The following is an 18,414-nucleotide window of genomic DNA, read 5'->3' as shown; positions in this document are numbered from 1 at the left end:
TTCATCACTTCTCTTCTATAATACTGCCTAAAACACCATTGATAAATTTACTTGAATCTTCAGTGCTAAAGGTTTTAGCTATTTCAACAGCTTCATTGATAGAAACAATTTCAGGAATATCTTTCATATAGTATATTTCTGTAAGAGCAACTCTTAAAATAGTAAGATCAACCTTTGCAATTCTATTAATTTTCCATCCTTTAGCATGCTCTTCAATCATATTGTCTATATGTTCTTTATTATTAATAAATATTTCAGCTAATTTTTTAATATAATCGAGCTGATGATCTTCGGGTAATTCTTCTAAAAATTTATCTATCATTTTATTTGAAAAATCATTCTGAATATCCATCTGAAAAATTAGTTTCATTGCCATTTCACGTGCTAGTTTTCTATTCATATATTTCCTCCTAAATCTAAGTCTTTTCATATATTCTGCCACAAATTTTTTCTTGTATGTAAAGTTTATTTATATTTTCCTAGTGGCAAGATTTTATCTAATAATTCTAATAGGTTTTCTTTATGATCAATCTTATTGCCTATAAAATATCCAATGCAAACACACAACGATATAAAAATGGTTTTTATAACTCCTATGCAAATAATTAAAATACTAAATAAGAATCCTAAAAATACACCTAAGATTTTCCCATAATTTTCAATAAATATATGAAATAATTTTTCTTTGTTCATATAAAGACCCCTCAATCTTATTGTACTCTTTTTTTACTTTGAGATGCAATATCGTTGATTATAACTTTTACTTCTTGTACAGTTATTCCTGTAGTTTCTTCAATATGTTCTTTTACTTTTTTCTGTATTGTCATTGCTGTTTCAGGAATGTTTACGTCACTAAGAACCAATGCTTTGATATGAATGCTGATATGGTCATTATTGTAATGAGCTGATGGTTTAATGTCTGTAAGACCATGTATTGCTCTTGCACATTTATAAGCCATATTTTCAATAGTTTCCATTGTGATTTTTACTTCACCATAAGGAGTATGTTTTATAACTGCATTGGACTTTAAATTTCTCTTTTTTGTTCTAGAAAAAAGAAATCGTATGCTTACAATAAAAAATATTGCTGGAATTATGATATATTCCAATTTTGTTTGATATTTTATTAAAGCAAAGCTTATTTCATGATAAACCTCTTTGTTAAAGTGGGCAACTATAATTATTAAAGACAAAATTGCAGTACCTAAACTATATAGGGCTAAAAAAATTCGATCAATTAATTTCATGGAAAATCTCCTTTCTCAAAAATATTTAAACTAACCCTCAATATATTGAGGGTTAGTTTAAATACTTAATTATTTTACTCTTAAAGGATTATCTTCTTTTTTCTCTTCTTTTTCCATATTCACGCCTTGAACGTGAATATTTACTTCTATTACGTTAAGACCTGTCATGTTTTCTATTGCTTTTTTTACACTTTCCTGTATTTGCCATGCTACATCAGGAATTTTTACACCATATTCCACAATGATATATAAATCTATTGCGGCTTCCTTTTCTCCAACTTCTACTTTAACACCTTTAGATAGATTTTTTCTACCTAGCATTTCTGCGATTCCACCAGCAAGACCACCACTCATTCCTGCTACACCAGGAACTTCTGTAGCTGCTAAACCTGCAATAATACCAACTACTTCATCGGCAATTTTTATTTGACCATGTTCAATATTATTATTCAATGACGATACCCCCTGCTCTTATGTAAATAACTTAATCAAAAACATTATACCAAAACCAGCTAATATTTACAAACCTAACTAAAATTTATTTGATATTTTTATATTATCTGCTGAAAATTTTGTTTCTCTTATAACAATATCTAATATCTTTGCTACATCTGAATCAGTTAATTTTTCAGCTTCTACAATAACATTAATCGAGTGATCTGTAATGAATACTAATGCATCTTCAAAGCCTTTAGCTTTTATTAGGTTTTCGATTATTTTTTCTTTACTCATTATATCGATTAATTTCATTTTTTCGTCGCTTGCTGCCTTTCTATTAATATCATCTGTTCGATCATTATTGATCATTTCATTTAATAGGGTGATCATTTTTTCTCTTTCTAGATCCATATTTAATCTTGATTCTATAAAATAATTTGTTCTTTTCGTATTATAGTTATTATTCATGGTCTCTTTTATATTTTCGCTAGTTTCAGTAACAATATCTGCTATTTGATTATTATTACTATCTACTATTGCTATATCTTTAGCTTCTTCATTAGTGGTTATATTTAGATGATTACTAGTTTCTTCATTCACTATTTCATTAGCATTCTCATTAGTAATAGAAACTTTGGCTAGCTTATTTTCTTCATATTTTTCAAAATCATTAGATGTTTCTAATGAAGCATATTTATTTATGGCATAATTTAAATAACTAATAAAACAAAGTACAAGTACTAGAGAAAAAATAAATACATTTCTTCTTTTAATTTTAAACATTAGTAATCCCTCCATTAATTATTTTTTTCATATACCATTACTTTATGAGCTGGTACTTGAAAGAGTGTTCGTGCAGCTTCTATAAGTTTTGTTTTTATATTGATGTCAGAAGCTCCTGTAGCTACAATGACTACACCTCTTATTTTGGGTTTTATTTCTTTGATTACAACAAGTTGTTCCTTTTGATTTGACATAATAACATTTTGACTTAAATCATCTTGAGTAGTTGTTCTAACACCTCCTTGAGAGTCTTTTTCTTCGGTTACCTGACTTGATTTAGTTACATTTAAAGCAGGTACTACTTCTGTGCTTGTTTCATATGTAATCATTACATCTACATCGCCTACGCCTTTTATATTACTTAATATTTTTTTTAGCTTTATTTCATCGCTATCTCCATATTCATTTTTTAAAATAGCTTCTTCATTATTTTTATTGTTTTTGATTTCTGAGTGAATATTTTTCGTTTTTATTGTAAAAAAGCTGTCCCATGTTATTAGGGCAATTGTGCATATAATTACAACTGCTAAGAGATTATATACAACTTTTTTATATCCATTATTAATTAGATATTCTTTAAATTTATCAATGATTTTCATATTTTTACCTCCTCTATTTATTTTTTATTTCATTCATGTTTATATTAATACGATCTTCCTCTAAACCATATTGTTTAGAAATATATTCTTTTATTTTTTTCGTAATAGATTCATTTTTGGTGATTTTGACTTTTTCTTTATTTTTATTAACATTAATGACAATATTTGATACAGGTTGTATTCCTGTTTGAGGCTGTTTATCTTCATATTTTGATAATAATATATTTAAATTTTTTATATTTCCAAATTCTTTACTTTCTATATTTTCTTCAATGTTAGAATTAATACTTAAAACATGAACTTTATTATTAAACTCAATTTGATCTTTAATGTGTTTTTCAATATTGTTTTTGTATATAGCAATAATTTGTTTTTGTTGAGTTCCTTTAAATTGATCTAAATTTAATGCTAATTCTCTTTTGTTTATAGCTGAAGAGGTTTTAAAGATATCTTCTTCTAATTGGACTCTTTCATGCATAAACTCTAGAATTGGGTTGATAATTACTAACATAACTAATAATCCCACAATCATTTTGATATATTTTTTCATACTGCTATTTGGAAGTATGAATTCCATGATAGATATGAAAATGACAACGGTTACAATATTTAATATCCAGCTCTTTAAAAAAAGCATCATAAGCAGCACCTACCTCATCATAAGAGTTATATTTCCTGCTCCAACAATAATTGTTACAGTGAAAAAGAACATAATGGCTACTGAAATAACTGTTCCTAAAATTAAAACCATCGCATTACTCATATCATTTAAACAATTTACCAATTGATTTTCAGTAATAGGCTCAATAATGGCTGCTGTCATTTTGTAGATAAAAATAAGTGTTAATATTTTTAATAAAGGCATTGCAATAATTATTATAAGGAGAATGATTCCTAAAGCTCCTACTGCATTTTTTATTAATAAAGAACAACCTAAAATGGTATCAAAGGCATCTGATACAAAGCCTCCTACAACAGGGATAAATCGATCAACAGCAAATTTTGCAGTTCTAATTGTAATTCCATCTGCTGTAGAGGCTGTAAGCCCTTGAATAGTAATAATACCTGTAAATATTGTTAGAATGAAACCTATGAGTATAATACAAGTTTGTTTTAGTAAAGAAGCTAGTTTTGATATATGTATTTTTGAAGATAAATTATTAACAATAGACAAAATGACAGAAAAGAATATCATTGGTAAAATAATATTTTGCATTAATGTACTGACAACACTTACAGAAGCAACAATAACAGGTTGAAATATAGCTGTTGAAGTTACAGCTCCCATAGACATTAATAAAGTCAATAATATAGGGAGTAGTGCTTGCATAAATGATATCATCTCATCAATTGCATCAATACCAATTGAGGTGGCAATAGAAAAACTTTTTATAGCAATTGCAACAATTACTAAATAACATGCTGTATAAGCAAGTTTTCCTACTGATTCGCTAGCAAAAGCATTAGATAGATTATGTAAAAAGGCACAGATTATAGATAATACTATTAATTTTGCTAATAGTGAAGAATTTGCTACAGTTTCCTTAAAGATCATTTTAAGTAATCCATTTAATAAATCTTTTAAGGTAAAAGATGCTTCACCTTTTATGAGAGAGATGATCATTTTTTTAAAATTTATTTTCGGAAAATAATCACTATTATCATTGTTAATGCTTTTAATTAGTTCTTCTAATGGAATCATATTGATATTTTCTAACTGTTTTACAATCATATCATTACTTAAATCATTTTCTTTGTTTTCTATATTTGTTGCATAAACGTTATTTATATTTAAACCTAATAATAAAATCAATATTATTAATGATCGTTTCACAATATTCACATCCTATGGCATTAATTCAATGATTAAATTTAGTAATGCGATTAGAATAGGTACTGCTAAAACCATGATAAGAAGCTTCCCAGCAAATTCAATTTTTGAAGCTATTGCTCCTTCACCTGCATCTCTACAAACTTGTGCACCAAATTCTGATACATATGCAATCCCAACAATTTTAAAAATGGTAGAAATATATACTAAATCTATATCTGTTTTTCTTGCTAACATATTTAGCATTTCTAAAACGGAAGTTAATTTTGTAACAACTAAAATAAATATAATTACGCCTGTTACAATACTAATTTGTAGTGATATTTCAGGTCTTTGATTTTTAAGAGTAATTGTTAAGATTGTGGCAATGATGCCTATTCCAACAATTTTAAATATTTCCATCTACATCACACCTTTATTTAATATAGTTGGAACATTGTTTTTACTGTTGCAAATAAATTACTAATTAATTGAATGACCATAAATAATACTACAACAATTCCAACAAGTGTTGTCATCATGGCTTGTTCTTCCCTACCAGAATGCTTTAAGACTAAATTTAAAACAGATACTAATATGCCAATAGCTGCTATTTTAAAAATTAAATCTACATTAATATTCATACATATCCTCCTTATTATATTTTGTCTATATGAAAATAATGACAATCGATAGACCAATTAATATACCTAAGCTTTTGCACAACTTTCCGTTTTTCATTTTTAGTTCTTCTGCTAATTGCTGTTGTTTTTCTAATTGTAAGTAAATAAGCTGAAAGTTTTTTAGTTGATTTTCTTTATCCGTACATCCTAAATTTTTTCCAAAATCGATCAATATGTCTTGATCTTCTTTATCTAAGGACATATTTTTAATATTTCGATAAATTGCTGTATTCCATGCTTCCTCAATACTATATCCCATTTTACTGGAAAGGATTTTATATGTATCTGTAAAAATTTTATTGATGCTTTTATTGCTTTTTATAGCTACTCTTTCCATAGCAGTAGGTAAAGGATTGGATGCATAGATAATTTCTGTTTCTAATAACTGAAAAGATAAATATAGATTTTTTAATTGTTGTAGTCGCTGTACATATTGATATGAAAGAATATAGCCAATTGCTGCAGTAGATATGATTATGACGCTTGAAAATATTATTTTAGCAAACAATATTATCCCTCCTATCTAAAAAAGGATAGGAAACAATTATTTTATTTTTTTTACCATCAATAATTTTTTCAATAGTACCTACTTTAGGTTTATTGGACAAGATGATTATTCTTTCAAAGATTCCTTGCATTAATAAACTTTTAAGATTATTACGTCTATTGATTTCATCAAAATTTCTTCCATGTACTGTTGTAATTAGCTTTATCCCAGCATTTAGTGCTTCATGGATTGCAAAGATATCTTCTCTTTTACCTATTTCATCTGTTGCAATAATATGTGGAGACATTGAGCGAATTAGCATCATGATTCCTTCTGCCTTTGGACAAGCATCTAATACATCTGTTTTAGCCCCTACATCGTTTTGAGGGATTCCTTGATATATACCGCAAATCTCAGAACGTTCATCTACAACAGCTACTTTAAATCCTGAAAAACCTATGTTTTCCATGCCATTACTCAAATTCCTTATAATATCTCGTAAAAGAGTTGTTTTTCCACATTGAGGTGGAGAAATGATCAATGTATTGCAAAACTCATTATTATCTAATAAATAGGGGATCAATTTATTTGAAATACCTAATTTTTCTTTTGAAATTCTAATATTTAGTCCAGATATATTTTTTATAGTTTTAATTTGACCGTTATTCAATACAGTGGTACCGCATATTCCAACTCTATGGCCGCCTTTTAAAGTAACAAAACCATTTCGAATTTCATCTTCTAAAGCATAAAGAGAATAATCTGTAATCAATTGATAAGCTTTTTCTATATCAAGCTTTGTAACCTTATAACTTTCCTGTACGTTTGTGATGATGTTTCCTTTTTTTCCTACATAAAATTCTTTATTGTTTGCACTAATCATCAAAGGTCTATTGACTCTTAATCGTATTTCTTCCATATCTTTTATTAATTTTGATGGCAATTGAATAAATATTTCTCTTAGCTTTAAAGGAAGAGCTTCCAATATACTTTCTTTTAAATGTTTTTTATAAGTATTTAATTTTTCAAAATTTTTATCTTTCAATGTATTCATAACATGTCCCCCTTTATATCATTAATATTTTCATTGTCCAAATAATATGATTAAATTTTATTTCTTCTATAAATTTTTTCATAAAAAAACCTAGAGATTGGGTTCTTTTATTAAAAGCACCCAATTCTAGGCTCTTGTGTATTGTATAAAATTTTTTATTCGTGTTGATGGTCAGAACACTCAGGTCCATGACATGAACATTCTTCTTCAATATATATTTTCTCATGACAGTTTGGACAAATTAACTCTATTTCTTCATCATGATGATTCATAAAATCTTCATCAAGATATATTATTTCGTTGCAGTTTGGACATTCCACTTCAACAAAATCTATATCTTCTTCATCATAGTCTTCATCTTCTATTTCTTCAAATATTTCATCCTCAACAATTGATAAATCCTCATCAATTGTTTCTACATAATCATCTAGATCTTTTATATCATCCTGTAAATCGTTAAAAGAATCAGCGAAATCCTCTAATACATCAATAATACTTACTAAGAGTTTACCTTCTTTTGAATTCTTATCTACTTCCATTCCTTCTGCAAGCCCTCTTAAATAAGATACTCTTTCGTATAAATGATTCAACCATCAACGCCTCCTTATTATTTGATATATATATTATTACCTATGCTCTTGATAAATACTCACCTGTTCTTGTATCTATTTTTATTTTATCACCTTCATTAATAAAAATAGGCACTTGTACAGTTGCACCTGTTTCTAAGGTAGCAGGCTTCGTTACATTTGTAGCAGTAGCTCCTTTTACACCAGGTTCGGTATAAGTAACTTCTAATTCAACAAAGTTTGGTGGATCAACTTGAAATGCTTTTCCTTTAAAGAATTTTACGGTAGCAGTATCATTTTCTCTTAAATAAAGAATAGCTTCTTCAACTTGGTCTTTTGTTAAAGGAATTTGATCATAAGTTTCATTATCCATAAAGTAATATAATTCTCCATCATTATATAAATATTGCATTTGTTTTGTTTCAATATGTGCTTTTGGGAATTTTTCATTTGGGTTAAAAGCTTCTTCACGTGTAGCACCTGTTAATATGCTCTTATATTTTGTTCTAACAAAAGCAGCTCCTTTTCCTGGCTTAACATGTTGGAAATCAACAATAACATAAGGTTCTCCATTTATTTCAAATGTTATACCTTTTCTAAAATCTCCTGCACTAATCATTAGTATCCCTCCATATGTAATAAGTTTATTATTTTTCTGGTAAAACTACCAGTAGCTTATGATTAAATCTCAATTAAATGTTTAGGTGATTTAGATAATACACGATTACCATTTTCAGTAATTACCAATAAATCTTCAATCCTTACTCCTCCAAAACCTGATAAATAAATCCCTGGCTCATCTGTAACAACCATTCCAACTTGTAATAATTCTTTTCCAATAGGAGAAAGTCTTGGTTCTTCATGAATTTCAAGTCCAACACCATGTCCTAACCCATGGCCAAAGTTTTTACCATATCCTTTAGAAGTGATAAAATCTCTTGCTATTTTATCAGCTTCTCTTCCAGTTATACCTGGTTTTATCTCTTCTAAAGCTTTTAGCTGTGCTTCTAGTACAATATTGTAAATCTCTTTTTGTTTATCATTAGCTTTTCCTAATACAATAGTTCTTGTCATATCTGAGCAGTATCCTTTATATATACATCCGAAATCAATGGTAATAAAATCACCTTTTTCTAATGTTTTATTAGATGCTACTCCATGAGGTAATGCCGAACGTATACCAGAAGCGACAATTGTATCAAAGGAAGTAGCAGTTGCACCTTTATTTTTCATAAAAAATTCTAATTCTAAAGCTACAGCTCTTTCAGTTATGCCAGGCTTTATATATTCACAAATATGTAAAAAAGCTTCATCAGCAATGTTTGCAGCTTGTTCTATAAATTTAAGTTCCTCTTCGTATTTGATTTTTCTCATAGAGTTAATTGCTCCGTTAAGAGGTACTAAAGTATTATTTAGCTTTTTAGAAAATTCTTTATACTGATTATAAGTTATAAAATCTTCTTCAAAGCCTAAATACTGTAAGTTTAACTCATTAATTATAGAGTAAATGTTGTATTCATTATCATGTTTTACAATATCATATTCCTTACACTCTTGTTTAGCCTGATCTATATACCTAAAATCAGTAATAAAGAATGCTTTATTCATTGTAATTAAAGCATACCCACTTGTTCCAGTAAAACCGCTGATATATCTTCTGTTTTCAGGTTTATGAATGAGTGCAGCATCTAATTTTTTTTCTTTTAAAATTTCTCTTAATTTATAGATTCGACGATGCAATATAATCCCTCCTAATAGGGAGTTTTACTAAATCACCAAAGAATTTGTAAACAACCCTATAATATCATAACATACTTTTTTTATTTTGAGTAGAATTTTTGTATGTTTCTTCCTTATTATATCCATAAAGAACCAATTTATTGTTTGAAAGTTAGATAAGACTCTTCTAGTATTATAGGTGTAATTTTTATTTTAGGTAGATTGTATTTGTCTACACCATTATTACATACATGAGGAAGCTTGACTTGAGCATATATAAATTTTTTAGCACCATTATATATACCCATAGTTAAAATATCAATTCTATTGTTTTGTAGATTGTAGCTTACTCTTATATTATATGCATGATCATGAGCATAATATGAGAATGGTTTTTTTACTTTCTCATTGAATGAAGCTATTTGTGATAATAAATGAGCTTGTAAATATGTAGAAAAAACTGGAGGATGGTATGTATTTTTGTCTATAATTTTATTTTTAATATAATTAATTTTATAATTCTTTAACTCTAGTAAATAATTTCTAATAACTTTGTCTGCTGCATTATTTATTTTAAATACTGTTTTATTAAGTGCAGCTTCTCCAAGATAATATGCTTTTATACTGTTTTCATTTGATTTAACAATATAAAAATCATTTAAAAATAATGTAAGAGTAGAAACGAGAAAAACCAATAAAATAGCACTCATAATAAAGCTATTGATTATAATAGAACCTCTGTTCTTTGAAAAATTTTTCATATTCATCTTCCTAATTATTTATTTTCAATCTTGCTTTTACTGATTTGTTATAATTTCCAAGCACTTCTATTTCTATGAGTTTATTTTTTATAATTTCTGTTACAATAATATCTTTTATTCCATCTAACAAAATATTATGTTCACCATTTTTATTTGTTCTTAATTGTCCTTTATTTCTATAAAAATATATCAAAGTATGATTTTTATACTGTTTTTTTCCACTCAAATCAATATAAATTTTATGTCCTTTTTGATTTTCTCCTTCAAACCTTTTTAAAGCATCATGATAAGAGATTTTTTGTTGATTACATATTTTAATACTTCTTTCTATATAGGTTAAAGCACAGCGTATATTTTCTTTAGTATTTAGTATTTCAATTTGTCTGCTGCAACTTTTTACACAAAATAGAAAATAAGATATAAAGGCAGTCATAATGATTGAAATTAGTGTGAAGGCTACAAAGGCTTCAATTAGTGTAAAACCCTCTTGATTATTGTATTTTTTCAATAAAATCACCTTCTGAATTTATGGTACGAGCTCTTCTTTTTTTATTGAAATTTCATCGTAACAATCATTCTTTAAAGTATTGATATAATTTTCTAATATGTAGATATTATTTTTTTTGTCTTTTACTTCTATATTAACCTTATAAAGTCCATCATAATGAGTATGATGAATTTTCAATATTATTGCATATGGAACCTTTTGAAATTTTATTTCTTTATCTTCAAGTGCTTCTATCGAATAGTATTTATTACCTACAGCTATATGATTACACTTTATTTCTTCCATATAAATTTGTGCTATTTTAATCATTTCATAGTTTTTTGAAGCTTTTATATTCGTTTTATTTATATGTAGGAAAATAGTTGCAGTAGCAATCGTAATAAGTTCTAAGATTACTACTGCAATTAAAATTTCTATTAAAGTAAATCCTTTTTGATTTATACATATTTTCATGCAGCATTCATCCTATATTAATATATCTTTGAAATTTTTATTTTTCCTGTACCTACCATAGTTTCAATTTGTATTTTTTTATTATTTTTATTGACTAAATAAAACTTATGATAGCTTGTGTTTCCTTCGCTGTTATAAGTAACGTCATCAAAATAAAATGGTTGAATAGAAAGCTGATTACTTATTTTTTCTTTAAATATTATTTTTCCACCAACAAAAGCTTCTCTTACTCGAATAGTGTTGGTACTGTTTATAAATTCAAAGCAATAAGAGTTTGTTTCTGCAATACTTAATTGTTGAGCTAATAGCAAAGCACTTTTTATTTTATTAGCTGTTGTTTCTAATAACATTTTATGGTATAAGCTATTATTTATAGAGATAGAAATAAGTGATAATATACTAATAATAGATAGTACCAAAAGGATTTCTATGAGAGTAAATCCATTTGTTTTATTATTTAACGACTTTCTTTTTTTAAAAGTAAAATTTTTCATTAACATATATACTATTAAAATTTCTCCTTATATATTTTTTTCTAATATATATAGCATATATACAGCTTCTGCCCTTGTCATATGATTATTTTTTCCATAATAGCTTCTTGGACAAGCAAATTTTTCATACATTATTTTTTCTGCTATATGATCCCAGCTGAATGTTTTTAGCTTTGTAAACTTTTGCATAATCTGTTCAGCTTTTTTATAGCTTATTGGTTCATTTATATGCTTTTTATGGTCTTTTATATATTCGTCTATTAAAATATTGTTTTTATCAATGCTTTTAATTAATGTAAAAAATTCACCTATTGTTATATGTTGATCAGGTTTAAAGGTTTTGTCTGGATAACCTTTTATATAACCTCTTCTAATGAAAGTGTAAATTTCTTTTTGTGCCCAATGATTATATATATCTACTAATTCTTGATAATTATTATCTAAAAATACAGCATATATTCCACCACAATAAGTACCAGCTGGAATTTCAGTAAAAATTCTATCTTTTTCTATTATGCTATATAAGTATACCCATTTGTTGTGAATATATTGATAAATTCCACCTGCTGTAGGACCTGTATATTTAAAACTAATAATAATTGGTTTTTCTATATTTACATTATTTGAGTAGTTTTTAATTATTACTTCATAAACGTTTGTTAATGGTTTATATTTTTCTATGTTTAAAGGGAAGTTTCTTTTGGATAAATTAAAAAACGAAGGTCTATAAATAGTATTTTCCTCTATAAAAAGTGTAACAGTTTCATCAGGACTAATAATTTTCCCTCCTTCTATAGATATCTTTGTATAATTCATATTTTCTTTTGCTCTATTTATATTTGCTATTTGAAAAGCATTTGTATATTCTTTTTGAAAACCTTCCTTATAACCTACTAAAAAGCCTATTCTATATTCAGGAGCTTCTTTAAATAAACAAAATTGCTCTATAATTTTTTCATCAGATAATAATGCATTTTTCCAATCATTTATTTTATTTTCTTCATAATCTATTTTTCCTGAAATTTTTCCATTTATTTTTCCGATTTCAAGACCATAAACTATACCTTTTTCCAGGGAAGCTTTTTTACAGTTTATATTCATAGCACGAAATGAAGTTATATAATTTTCCATATATGATTTTTTGTATGCTTCTATAAAGCCTTTTGCATATTCTTTTGTATCTTTATCTAGGTTATATTTATTTTTAATCCATATATCAGAGGGACAATGTCTTTTCCAATTGATTATTTTATTATCAAAAAAATCTTTTTTACCATATATTTTTCCTATAGCAGTACCAAATATTTTACCGTGTTCAGCACCTATTTCACAATCAGAGGAATGACTTATGGTTAAACTTTTATAACCTTTCATATATCCATCCTTAAATCCATTTTTAAAATTTTTTTGTTCTATTTCATTATTTAAGTTTAATTCCATGCTCATATTCTTTACTTCTAAATTAAAAATTTTTTCCCAATCAGCAGCTTTATACTTTATTGAATCCTTTTGTCCATAAATTTTTCCTATTGTCTTTCCTAAATTATAAGGATCAGTATATTGATCTTGTGCATAAATAAAAGAGTTAAAGGGGCCTATAAGTAGTATAAATAGCAGAACGATCATTATATTCTTCAAATAAAACAACTCCTTTTTCATTTTGTATTTAAATATATTGCTTCTAATGCATCAAATCTAAATTTACCAGAAAGTTTTTTATCAAAGTCTGAACTTTCTACATATATTCGCTGCAATTTAGTAGGATATACAATATCAGAAGGTATGTTACATTTTAAATATTTCCATCCTGTCCAATTAATTTGATTTGTTAAATATATATTATAGTTTTTAGCTCTTTCATCGATGATTACTATACCTATTTTATGGTTGCTCTTTTCAAATGCATATACCCATACGCCTATATTCTCAACTGGTTTTTTTAAAAGTATCCTTTCTGCATCTAATAAAATATTTCCTTGATTTTTTTTGCGAGGTTTAAAAAAATCATATGATATTATTAATGAATATTTACCTTCTTTACTTACGTAATCTTTACATAATTTGCCTGTGATTTCTTTGGGATTGCCTACAAAGATAGTATTTGAAGATTCAAATCCATACAATAGTTTTTTTAGTATAGTCTTTGAATGGGTAATTTTTTCTTCTATGCAGTTTTTGTTTAGTTTTTCATCATATGCTTTGAAATGTTCAAATGGATTTTCTTTTATAGCTTGATTTTTATAAAGGACAGTAAAATTCTCATCTTTATATTGTTCGTTATGTAAACTGTAAAAATCTAAAATAATAATTCCACTCAACTTTTCATTGGTCATATTATTAATATTTATCGTATTTATTATAATTTTTCTCTTGTATTCTCTAATTTTTTTTAAAAAAAGCATAAAATGTTCATAAGTAGCATGAAAAGGTAGGGTAACTGTAATAACGTCTAGGGAATCTTCTTTTCTTAATGCTGAAAAATCAAAAGAGGACACTTCAACAGCTGAATCCCGAAGTATTTTATCTAATAGAACAATAATATGTTCTTGGTGGATAGATTCGAAAAATTTCTTTTTTAATTGAGTTACTTCAATAGTTTTCTTGGTATATTCTTCTTCTATTTTATTTTTTGAAGACAGAAGCTGTTGTTGTTTTTTTATTGTTAGTTTATGTGCTTTTATATTTTCTTTTAATATTTTTTTATTGTATATAGATAAACCATTTTTAATGATTAGTTATCCATTACAAATAATGGTAAAATTCTAAGACTATTTACGCAGCTAATAATCCTATATCGGGTAATTTATAATAGTAATTTATGCCATAAACAATAGATTTTATGAGCTCTTTATCTTCATTGAATTGGTCATAAAGAGAGGCGATTTCATCAAACAACACTTCTATATTTTCTCTAGCTCCAATATTAAAGATCTTGTTTTTGAGCAGGTTCCATATATTTTCTTGGGGATTAAGTTGTGGTGAATAAGCAGGTGTATTGATGAGAACAAGTCTTTCTTTATTTGACTCCCAAAACTCTTGTATTTTCACATTGTTGTGTGTTCTAGCATTGTCTAAAACAAGATATACCTTCTTACTAGGATTACACTCTAATAGGTATTCCATGAAGCTTTGTATTTCCTCGCTGGTTATACTTTGTTTAGCTGAGTATATATCAGCAACTGTATCAAAATTTTTGGTGATTTCTGTGGCGCCTATGATATTTACACCTTCATGAGAACCGTTACTTTCTAATATAGGGGATACCCCCACAAGGCTCCAACTTCTCCTATTATCCGATTCGGTTCTTAGACCTGTTTCATCCATTACGTATAGAACACTTTCAGAGTCGTTTTCTACAGTAGATACTAAATCTATCATTTTTTTTAAAGGCTTCCTGTTCGGATTTTACACCTTTTGTTGGTTTTTTCTGAGCTCTTTTAAAACTAAAGTTGTTTTTGTGAAGGATATTACGTATAGTTTGTGCACATACTCTGACCTCATAGTTTTGATACAGATAGTCAGCTAGAAGTTGAGCCGTCCATACGTGACCTAATAGACCAAAATTATTAGGAGTAGTATGCATAACTGTTTTTAGAAGATCATCTTCCATTTCAGCAGTAATTTTACAATTAGAAGGAACTTTTCCTCTACGATCTTCTAGTGCCTTTATTCCTAAAGCATTCCAACGCTTGATATAAACATAAATATTTACATCTGATTGTAAGAGAAAATCTGCTATTGCTTTAACTTTATAACCTTCAGCAAGCATTATAATTGCTGTAAGTATATTTCGTGCTAATGCTACGTTGTGGGTATTTCTTAATTTTTTCAATTCCTTTATGGAATGTCCGTGAAGATCTGCTGTTACGATTGTTGGTCTACTCATTTATCTCATCTCCTAAGGGCTTTTTTCTTAGGATATGGAAAAAATCACTTAAAAATGCAGCATAGCCAAGAAATTAAATTTGTTTATCTATAATTGAGGTTGAATTATTAAATGTAAATATATAACAGATAATATAATTAATATCGAAGACACAAGTATTATTTTTTTAGTTTGTCTCATCCTCTTTCTCGTCTCCTATATGAAAATAAATAGTAAATATATAGCCTTCTTCGTTTTTCAATATGGAAGGAATATATATATCTTGAAAATATATAATTTCTTCTAAATTAGATTTAAACTGAGCAATAGCTACTTTATCCTTTGCAATTCCTTCTATTTTCACATTTTCATCAGTAATATGAAATGATTTAAAAAATAAGTTTTGCGGAACATTATTATAAATTGTATAGAGTAAAAAATCATTTATAATATCTTTTTCTTTTATAAAAGTATCTAATTTTTTAAGCTCCTTTAGTGTCTTATTTATTTTTTTTATTTGCTCTTGTTGTTTTTTTATTGGTGTTATTTTGTCGCATAACTTGGTTATATTATTTACAGCAATCACTTCTTTTTTTATTTTGTTTATTAAGTATACGTTTATAAATGGATAGATAAAAAGAAGTACTGTTATTCCACAAATTGTATAGTGCAAAATTTTTTTATACTTCTTCTGTAAATAGGGTTCAAAAAAGTTAAATTGCTTCATAAATATACACCTACTTATTTTCTAATAATCGCAGCTATTGCATTTAAATATAAACTTAAATCGAAATTATTTGTATTTTCTATTTTTATATTGTTTACTTTTTCAATTTTACTCACAGGTATATGAAAATAATCATTTATGGTTTGAACAATTCTTTTTTCATTGGCATGACCACCATAAATATAAATTTTGTCTATTTTATTTTCAATTTTTCTGCTGTTATAAAATTCTAAAATACGCGATATTTCATTAAGCCAAGCATTATAGTTTTTTATATTTTTTTCTTTCAAGCTTATGAGTTGACTAAGTTGATAGATTCCATCTTCAAAAATTTTTATGGTGATATTTTCATAACCTAAATCTATTAAACATATGGTTTTATTTTGAATTATTAGTTTATTAATTTGTATGTTGTTATTTAAAAGCTTTGAAATTGCACTAGCATGGGTTTCTAAGCATATAGGTATTATTTTTAATTGCTTTGATAGAATTAAGTAATCCTTTATAATCTTTTTGGGTAGTGCAACTACTAAAACCCTAGCCTTTTTTATATTTCCTTCATAAAGGTCCTCTATTTTTCTATATTGGATAATATACTGTTCTAAATTAGTTGGAAAATGTTGTTGTATTTCATATGAGAGCATTCTTTTAAAATGCTTTTGCTTTGTATAAGGTAATATGAGTTCGCGTTTAATCATTGATGGACTTTCTAATGAAAAAACAACCTTTCTTCCTACAAGTTCTTGTTTATTCAAAAAAGGACTAATAGTATTTTTTATTTTTTCTAAATCCAATATCTTTCCACAATGTATAGAAAAATGTGGAGTAGGCAGTAAAATAGTGTTTTCAATGATTAGTTGCTGCTTTTGTTTTTTTCCTATAACTATTTTAATCCAATAGTTTCCTATATCTATAGATAAAATACTTTTAAAAAACAATCTTGATTACCTCCTAGTAAATTGTGTTTGTTATTTCAAATATAGGCATAACCATAGCTAGTAAAATAAAGCCTATGATTATTGCCATAACTGTAATCAATAAGGGTTCAAGCATAGGCAATATCTTTTCCAAAATTTTTTCTATTTCTTCCTCCATAAAATCTGCTGTTTGATCTAAAAGGTTATCTAAAGTTCCAGCTTCTTCACCTATTTCAATCATAGAAATCATAAGAGGTGAGAAAAGCCCTATTTCTTTTACTGATTTTGCTAAACTTTCTCCTTTAGCAATTTCTTCTATTGATTTTTTTATTTGATTTTCTACAAATTTATTTGATACAGCTTTACTAGTAATTTCTAATGCTGAAATCAAGGAAATACCACTAGATAGTAATAAAGCAAGTGTTCTTGAAAAGCGTATACTTATTATTATTTGTGTAATTCTCTTCATTATAGGGATTCTAAATTTTAGCTTATCTAAAAACATTTGTGTATTGTCCTTTTTTGAAATACGATAAAGCCAGCATGCTGAAAAAATAAGTAAAATAAATCCAAAATACCAGTAATGAATACATAAGCTACTGATGATTAAAAGAATTCTAGTAGGGAGGGGTAATTGTACCCCTGCATTTTCAAACATATTTATAAAGCAAGGGATTACATAAGTTAATAAAAAAATTACAACTAGAATGGAAGTTATACATAAAATTAGGGGATATATCATTGCTGTTGCTATCTTTTTTTGAAACTTGCTTTCCTTTTCATAATGTATTGCCATTTTTTTTAAAATCTTATCAAGCTTTCCACTCATTTCTCCTGCTTGGATCATATTGATGAATAATTGAGGAAAAACTTTTGTATATGTTAGTGCTAGTGTTAAAGTTTGTCCTTTTTTTAGAGATTCTTCAATACTTTTTAAAATAATCTTTAAATTTTTATTAGTTGTTTGTAGAGTTAATGCATGAAAACATCTTATAATGTCTACTCCAGCATGAAATAATACATAAAATTGTCTGCAAAATATAGATAATTCTTTTGAGTTCATTTTTTTAAAAAATATTTGTAAAGAGAAGGCTTTTTGTATAGAAATAGGGTAATAATTCATAGCTTGAAGCATATGAATTACCTCATTTTTATTATTTGCTTGATAGGTATTCATGATATAATTTCCTTTTTGGGTCAAAGCTTTATATCTATAAAAAGGCATATATTCTCCTCTTTTCATATTTGTTATACAATATTAGATTTTGCAAAATTTTGATAAATTATACAACATGACCTT

The 18,414-nt window shown here is 26.8% G+C and carries 26 protein-coding genes; all 26 read right to left on the bottom strand.

Going from position 1 to position 18,414, the window contains the following annotated elements; translation table 11 throughout:
* Window positions 1-4: 4 nt before the first annotated feature.
* Window positions 5-400, bottom strand: a complete 396-nt coding sequence (nusB, locus tag KVH43_RS11800; protein WP_218282720.1) for a transcription antitermination factor NusB — start codon at window positions 398-400, stop codon at window positions 5-7.
* 65 nt (window positions 401-465) lie between these two features.
* Complete coding sequence (locus tag KVH43_RS11795) at window positions 466-693, bottom strand: DUF2273 domain-containing protein (protein WP_218282719.1); 228 nt, start codon at window positions 691-693, stop codon at window positions 466-468.
* Window positions 694-710: 17 nt separating this feature from the next.
* Complete coding sequence (amaP, locus tag KVH43_RS11790; RefSeq protein WP_218282718.1) at window positions 711-1,247, bottom strand: alkaline shock response membrane anchor protein AmaP; 537 nt, start codon at window positions 1,245-1,247, stop codon at window positions 711-713.
* Between the two features lie 69 nt (window positions 1,248-1,316).
* Complete coding sequence (locus KVH43_RS11785) at window positions 1,317-1,700, bottom strand: Asp23/Gls24 family envelope stress response protein (protein ID WP_218282717.1); 384 nt, start codon at window positions 1,698-1,700, stop codon at window positions 1,317-1,319.
* Between the two features lie 78 nt (window positions 1,701-1,778).
* The gene (locus KVH43_RS11780) at window positions 1,779-2,468 is read right to left on the bottom strand and encodes a SpoIIIAH-like family protein (protein WP_218282716.1); all 690 of its coding nucleotides are present in this window, start codon (window positions 2,466-2,468) and stop codon (window positions 1,779-1,781) included.
* Window positions 2,469-2,482: 14 nt separating this feature from the next.
* Window positions 2,483-3,067, bottom strand: coding sequence for a stage III sporulation protein AG (locus KVH43_RS11775; RefSeq protein ID WP_218282715.1), 585 nt, complete (start codon window positions 3,065-3,067; stop codon window positions 2,483-2,485).
* Window positions 3,068-3,080: 13 nt separating this feature from the next.
* The gene (spoIIIAF, locus tag KVH43_RS11770; RefSeq protein WP_218282714.1) at window positions 3,081-3,707 is read right to left on the bottom strand and encodes a stage III sporulation protein AF; all 627 of its coding nucleotides are present in this window, start codon (window positions 3,705-3,707) and stop codon (window positions 3,081-3,083) included.
* Window positions 3,708-3,716: 9 nt separating this feature from the next.
* Window positions 3,717-4,901, bottom strand: a complete 1,185-nt coding sequence (gene spoIIIAE / locus KVH43_RS11765; RefSeq protein WP_218282713.1) for a stage III sporulation protein AE — start codon at window positions 4,899-4,901, stop codon at window positions 3,717-3,719.
* Between the two features lie 12 nt (window positions 4,902-4,913).
* Window positions 4,914-5,300, bottom strand: coding sequence for a stage III sporulation protein AD (gene spoIIIAD / locus KVH43_RS11760; RefSeq protein ID WP_218282712.1), 387 nt, complete (start codon window positions 5,298-5,300; stop codon window positions 4,914-4,916).
* Window positions 5,301-5,317: 17 nt separating this feature from the next.
* Complete coding sequence (gene spoIIIAC / locus KVH43_RS11755; protein ID WP_218284160.1) at window positions 5,318-5,515, bottom strand: stage III sporulation protein AC; 198 nt, start codon at window positions 5,513-5,515, stop codon at window positions 5,318-5,320.
* Window positions 5,516-5,546: 31 nt separating this feature from the next.
* Window positions 5,547-6,068 carry a stage III sporulation protein SpoIIIAB gene (gene spoIIIAB, locus KVH43_RS11750; protein WP_218282711.1) on the bottom strand — a complete coding sequence of 174 codons (522 nt, stop codon included), beginning with the start codon at window positions 6,066-6,068 and terminating at the stop codon, window positions 5,547-5,549.
* On the bottom strand, window positions 6,058-7,101 hold the full coding sequence (gene spoIIIAA, locus KVH43_RS11745) for a stage III sporulation protein AA (RefSeq protein ID WP_218282710.1): 1,044 nt from the start codon (window positions 7,099-7,101) through the stop codon (window positions 6,058-6,060). Before spoIIIAA ends, spoIIIAB begins: the two co-directional genes overlap by 11 nt.
* Window positions 7,102-7,256: 155 nt before the next feature.
* Window positions 7,257-7,691: a CD1247 N-terminal domain-containing protein gene (locus KVH43_RS11740; RefSeq protein WP_218282709.1), complete on the bottom strand. Its 435-nt coding sequence runs from the start codon at window positions 7,689-7,691 to the stop codon at window positions 7,257-7,259.
* A 40-nt stretch (window positions 7,692-7,731) separates the two neighbouring features.
* The gene (efp, locus tag KVH43_RS11735) at window positions 7,732-8,289 is read right to left on the bottom strand and encodes an elongation factor P (protein WP_218282708.1); all 558 of its coding nucleotides are present in this window, start codon (window positions 8,287-8,289) and stop codon (window positions 7,732-7,734) included.
* 62 nt (window positions 8,290-8,351) lie between these two features.
* Entirely contained in the window at window positions 8,352-9,413 is a 1,062-nt protein-coding gene (locus KVH43_RS11730) for a M24 family metallopeptidase (protein WP_218284159.1), read from the bottom strand.
* A gap of 134 nt (window positions 9,414-9,547) precedes the next feature.
* Window positions 9,548-10,150 carry a hypothetical protein gene (locus tag KVH43_RS11725; RefSeq protein ID WP_218282707.1) on the bottom strand — a complete coding sequence of 201 codons (603 nt, stop codon included), beginning with the start codon at window positions 10,148-10,150 and terminating at the stop codon, window positions 9,548-9,550.
* A 10-nt stretch (window positions 10,151-10,160) separates the two neighbouring features.
* The gene (locus tag KVH43_RS11720; RefSeq protein WP_218282706.1) at window positions 10,161-10,658 is read right to left on the bottom strand and encodes a PilW family protein; all 498 of its coding nucleotides are present in this window, start codon (window positions 10,656-10,658) and stop codon (window positions 10,161-10,163) included.
* Between the two features lie 18 nt (window positions 10,659-10,676).
* Window positions 10,677-11,111: a type IV pilus modification PilV family protein gene (locus KVH43_RS11715; RefSeq protein ID WP_218282705.1), complete on the bottom strand. Its 435-nt coding sequence runs from the start codon at window positions 11,109-11,111 to the stop codon at window positions 10,677-10,679.
* A gap of 17 nt (window positions 11,112-11,128) precedes the next feature.
* Window positions 11,129-11,605: a prepilin-type N-terminal cleavage/methylation domain-containing protein gene (locus tag KVH43_RS11710; protein ID WP_218282704.1), complete on the bottom strand. Its 477-nt coding sequence runs from the start codon at window positions 11,603-11,605 to the stop codon at window positions 11,129-11,131.
* Between the two features lie 27 nt (window positions 11,606-11,632).
* A complete protein-coding gene (locus KVH43_RS11705) occupies window positions 11,633-13,243 on the bottom strand; it encodes an S-layer homology domain-containing protein (protein ID WP_255547758.1) in 1,611 nt (536 codons plus the stop codon).
* Window positions 13,244-13,260: 17 nt separating this feature from the next.
* The gene (locus tag KVH43_RS11700; protein ID WP_218282703.1) at window positions 13,261-14,100 is read right to left on the bottom strand and encodes a hypothetical protein; all 840 of its coding nucleotides are present in this window, start codon (window positions 14,098-14,100) and stop codon (window positions 13,261-13,263) included.
* Window positions 14,101-14,377: 277 nt separating this feature from the next.
* Entirely contained in the window at window positions 14,378-14,983 is a 606-nt protein-coding gene (locus KVH43_RS13315; RefSeq protein WP_255547757.1) for an IS630 family transposase, read from the bottom strand.
* Window positions 14,946-15,491 carry a helix-turn-helix domain-containing protein gene (locus KVH43_RS13310; RefSeq protein ID WP_255547756.1) on the bottom strand — a complete coding sequence of 182 codons (546 nt, stop codon included), beginning with the start codon at window positions 15,489-15,491 and terminating at the stop codon, window positions 14,946-14,948. Before KVH43_RS13310 ends, KVH43_RS13315 begins: the two co-directional genes overlap by 38 nt.
* A 166-nt stretch (window positions 15,492-15,657) precedes the next feature.
* On the bottom strand, window positions 15,658-16,197 hold the full coding sequence (locus KVH43_RS11690) for a PilN domain-containing protein (protein WP_218282702.1): 540 nt from the start codon (window positions 16,195-16,197) through the stop codon (window positions 15,658-15,660).
* 14 nt (window positions 16,198-16,211) lie between these two features.
* The gene (gene pilM, locus KVH43_RS11685; protein WP_218282701.1) at window positions 16,212-17,135 is read right to left on the bottom strand and encodes a type IV pilus biogenesis protein PilM; all 924 of its coding nucleotides are present in this window, start codon (window positions 17,133-17,135) and stop codon (window positions 16,212-16,214) included.
* A gap of 13 nt (window positions 17,136-17,148) precedes the next feature.
* Window positions 17,149-18,339 (bottom strand): type II secretion system F family protein, encoded by a 1,191-nt coding sequence (locus KVH43_RS11680; protein WP_218282700.1) that lies wholly within the window; start codon window positions 18,337-18,339, stop codon window positions 17,149-17,151.
* Between the last annotated feature and the right edge of the window lie 75 nt (window positions 18,340-18,414).

Source organism: Crassaminicella indica, assembly GCF_019203185.1.
Classification (GTDB): domain Bacteria; phylum Bacillota; class Clostridia; order Peptostreptococcales; family Thermotaleaceae; genus Crassaminicella; species Crassaminicella indica.
The sequence above is the reverse complement of the archived record's forward strand: the minus strand, read 5'-3'. Positions and strand labels throughout refer to the sequence as shown.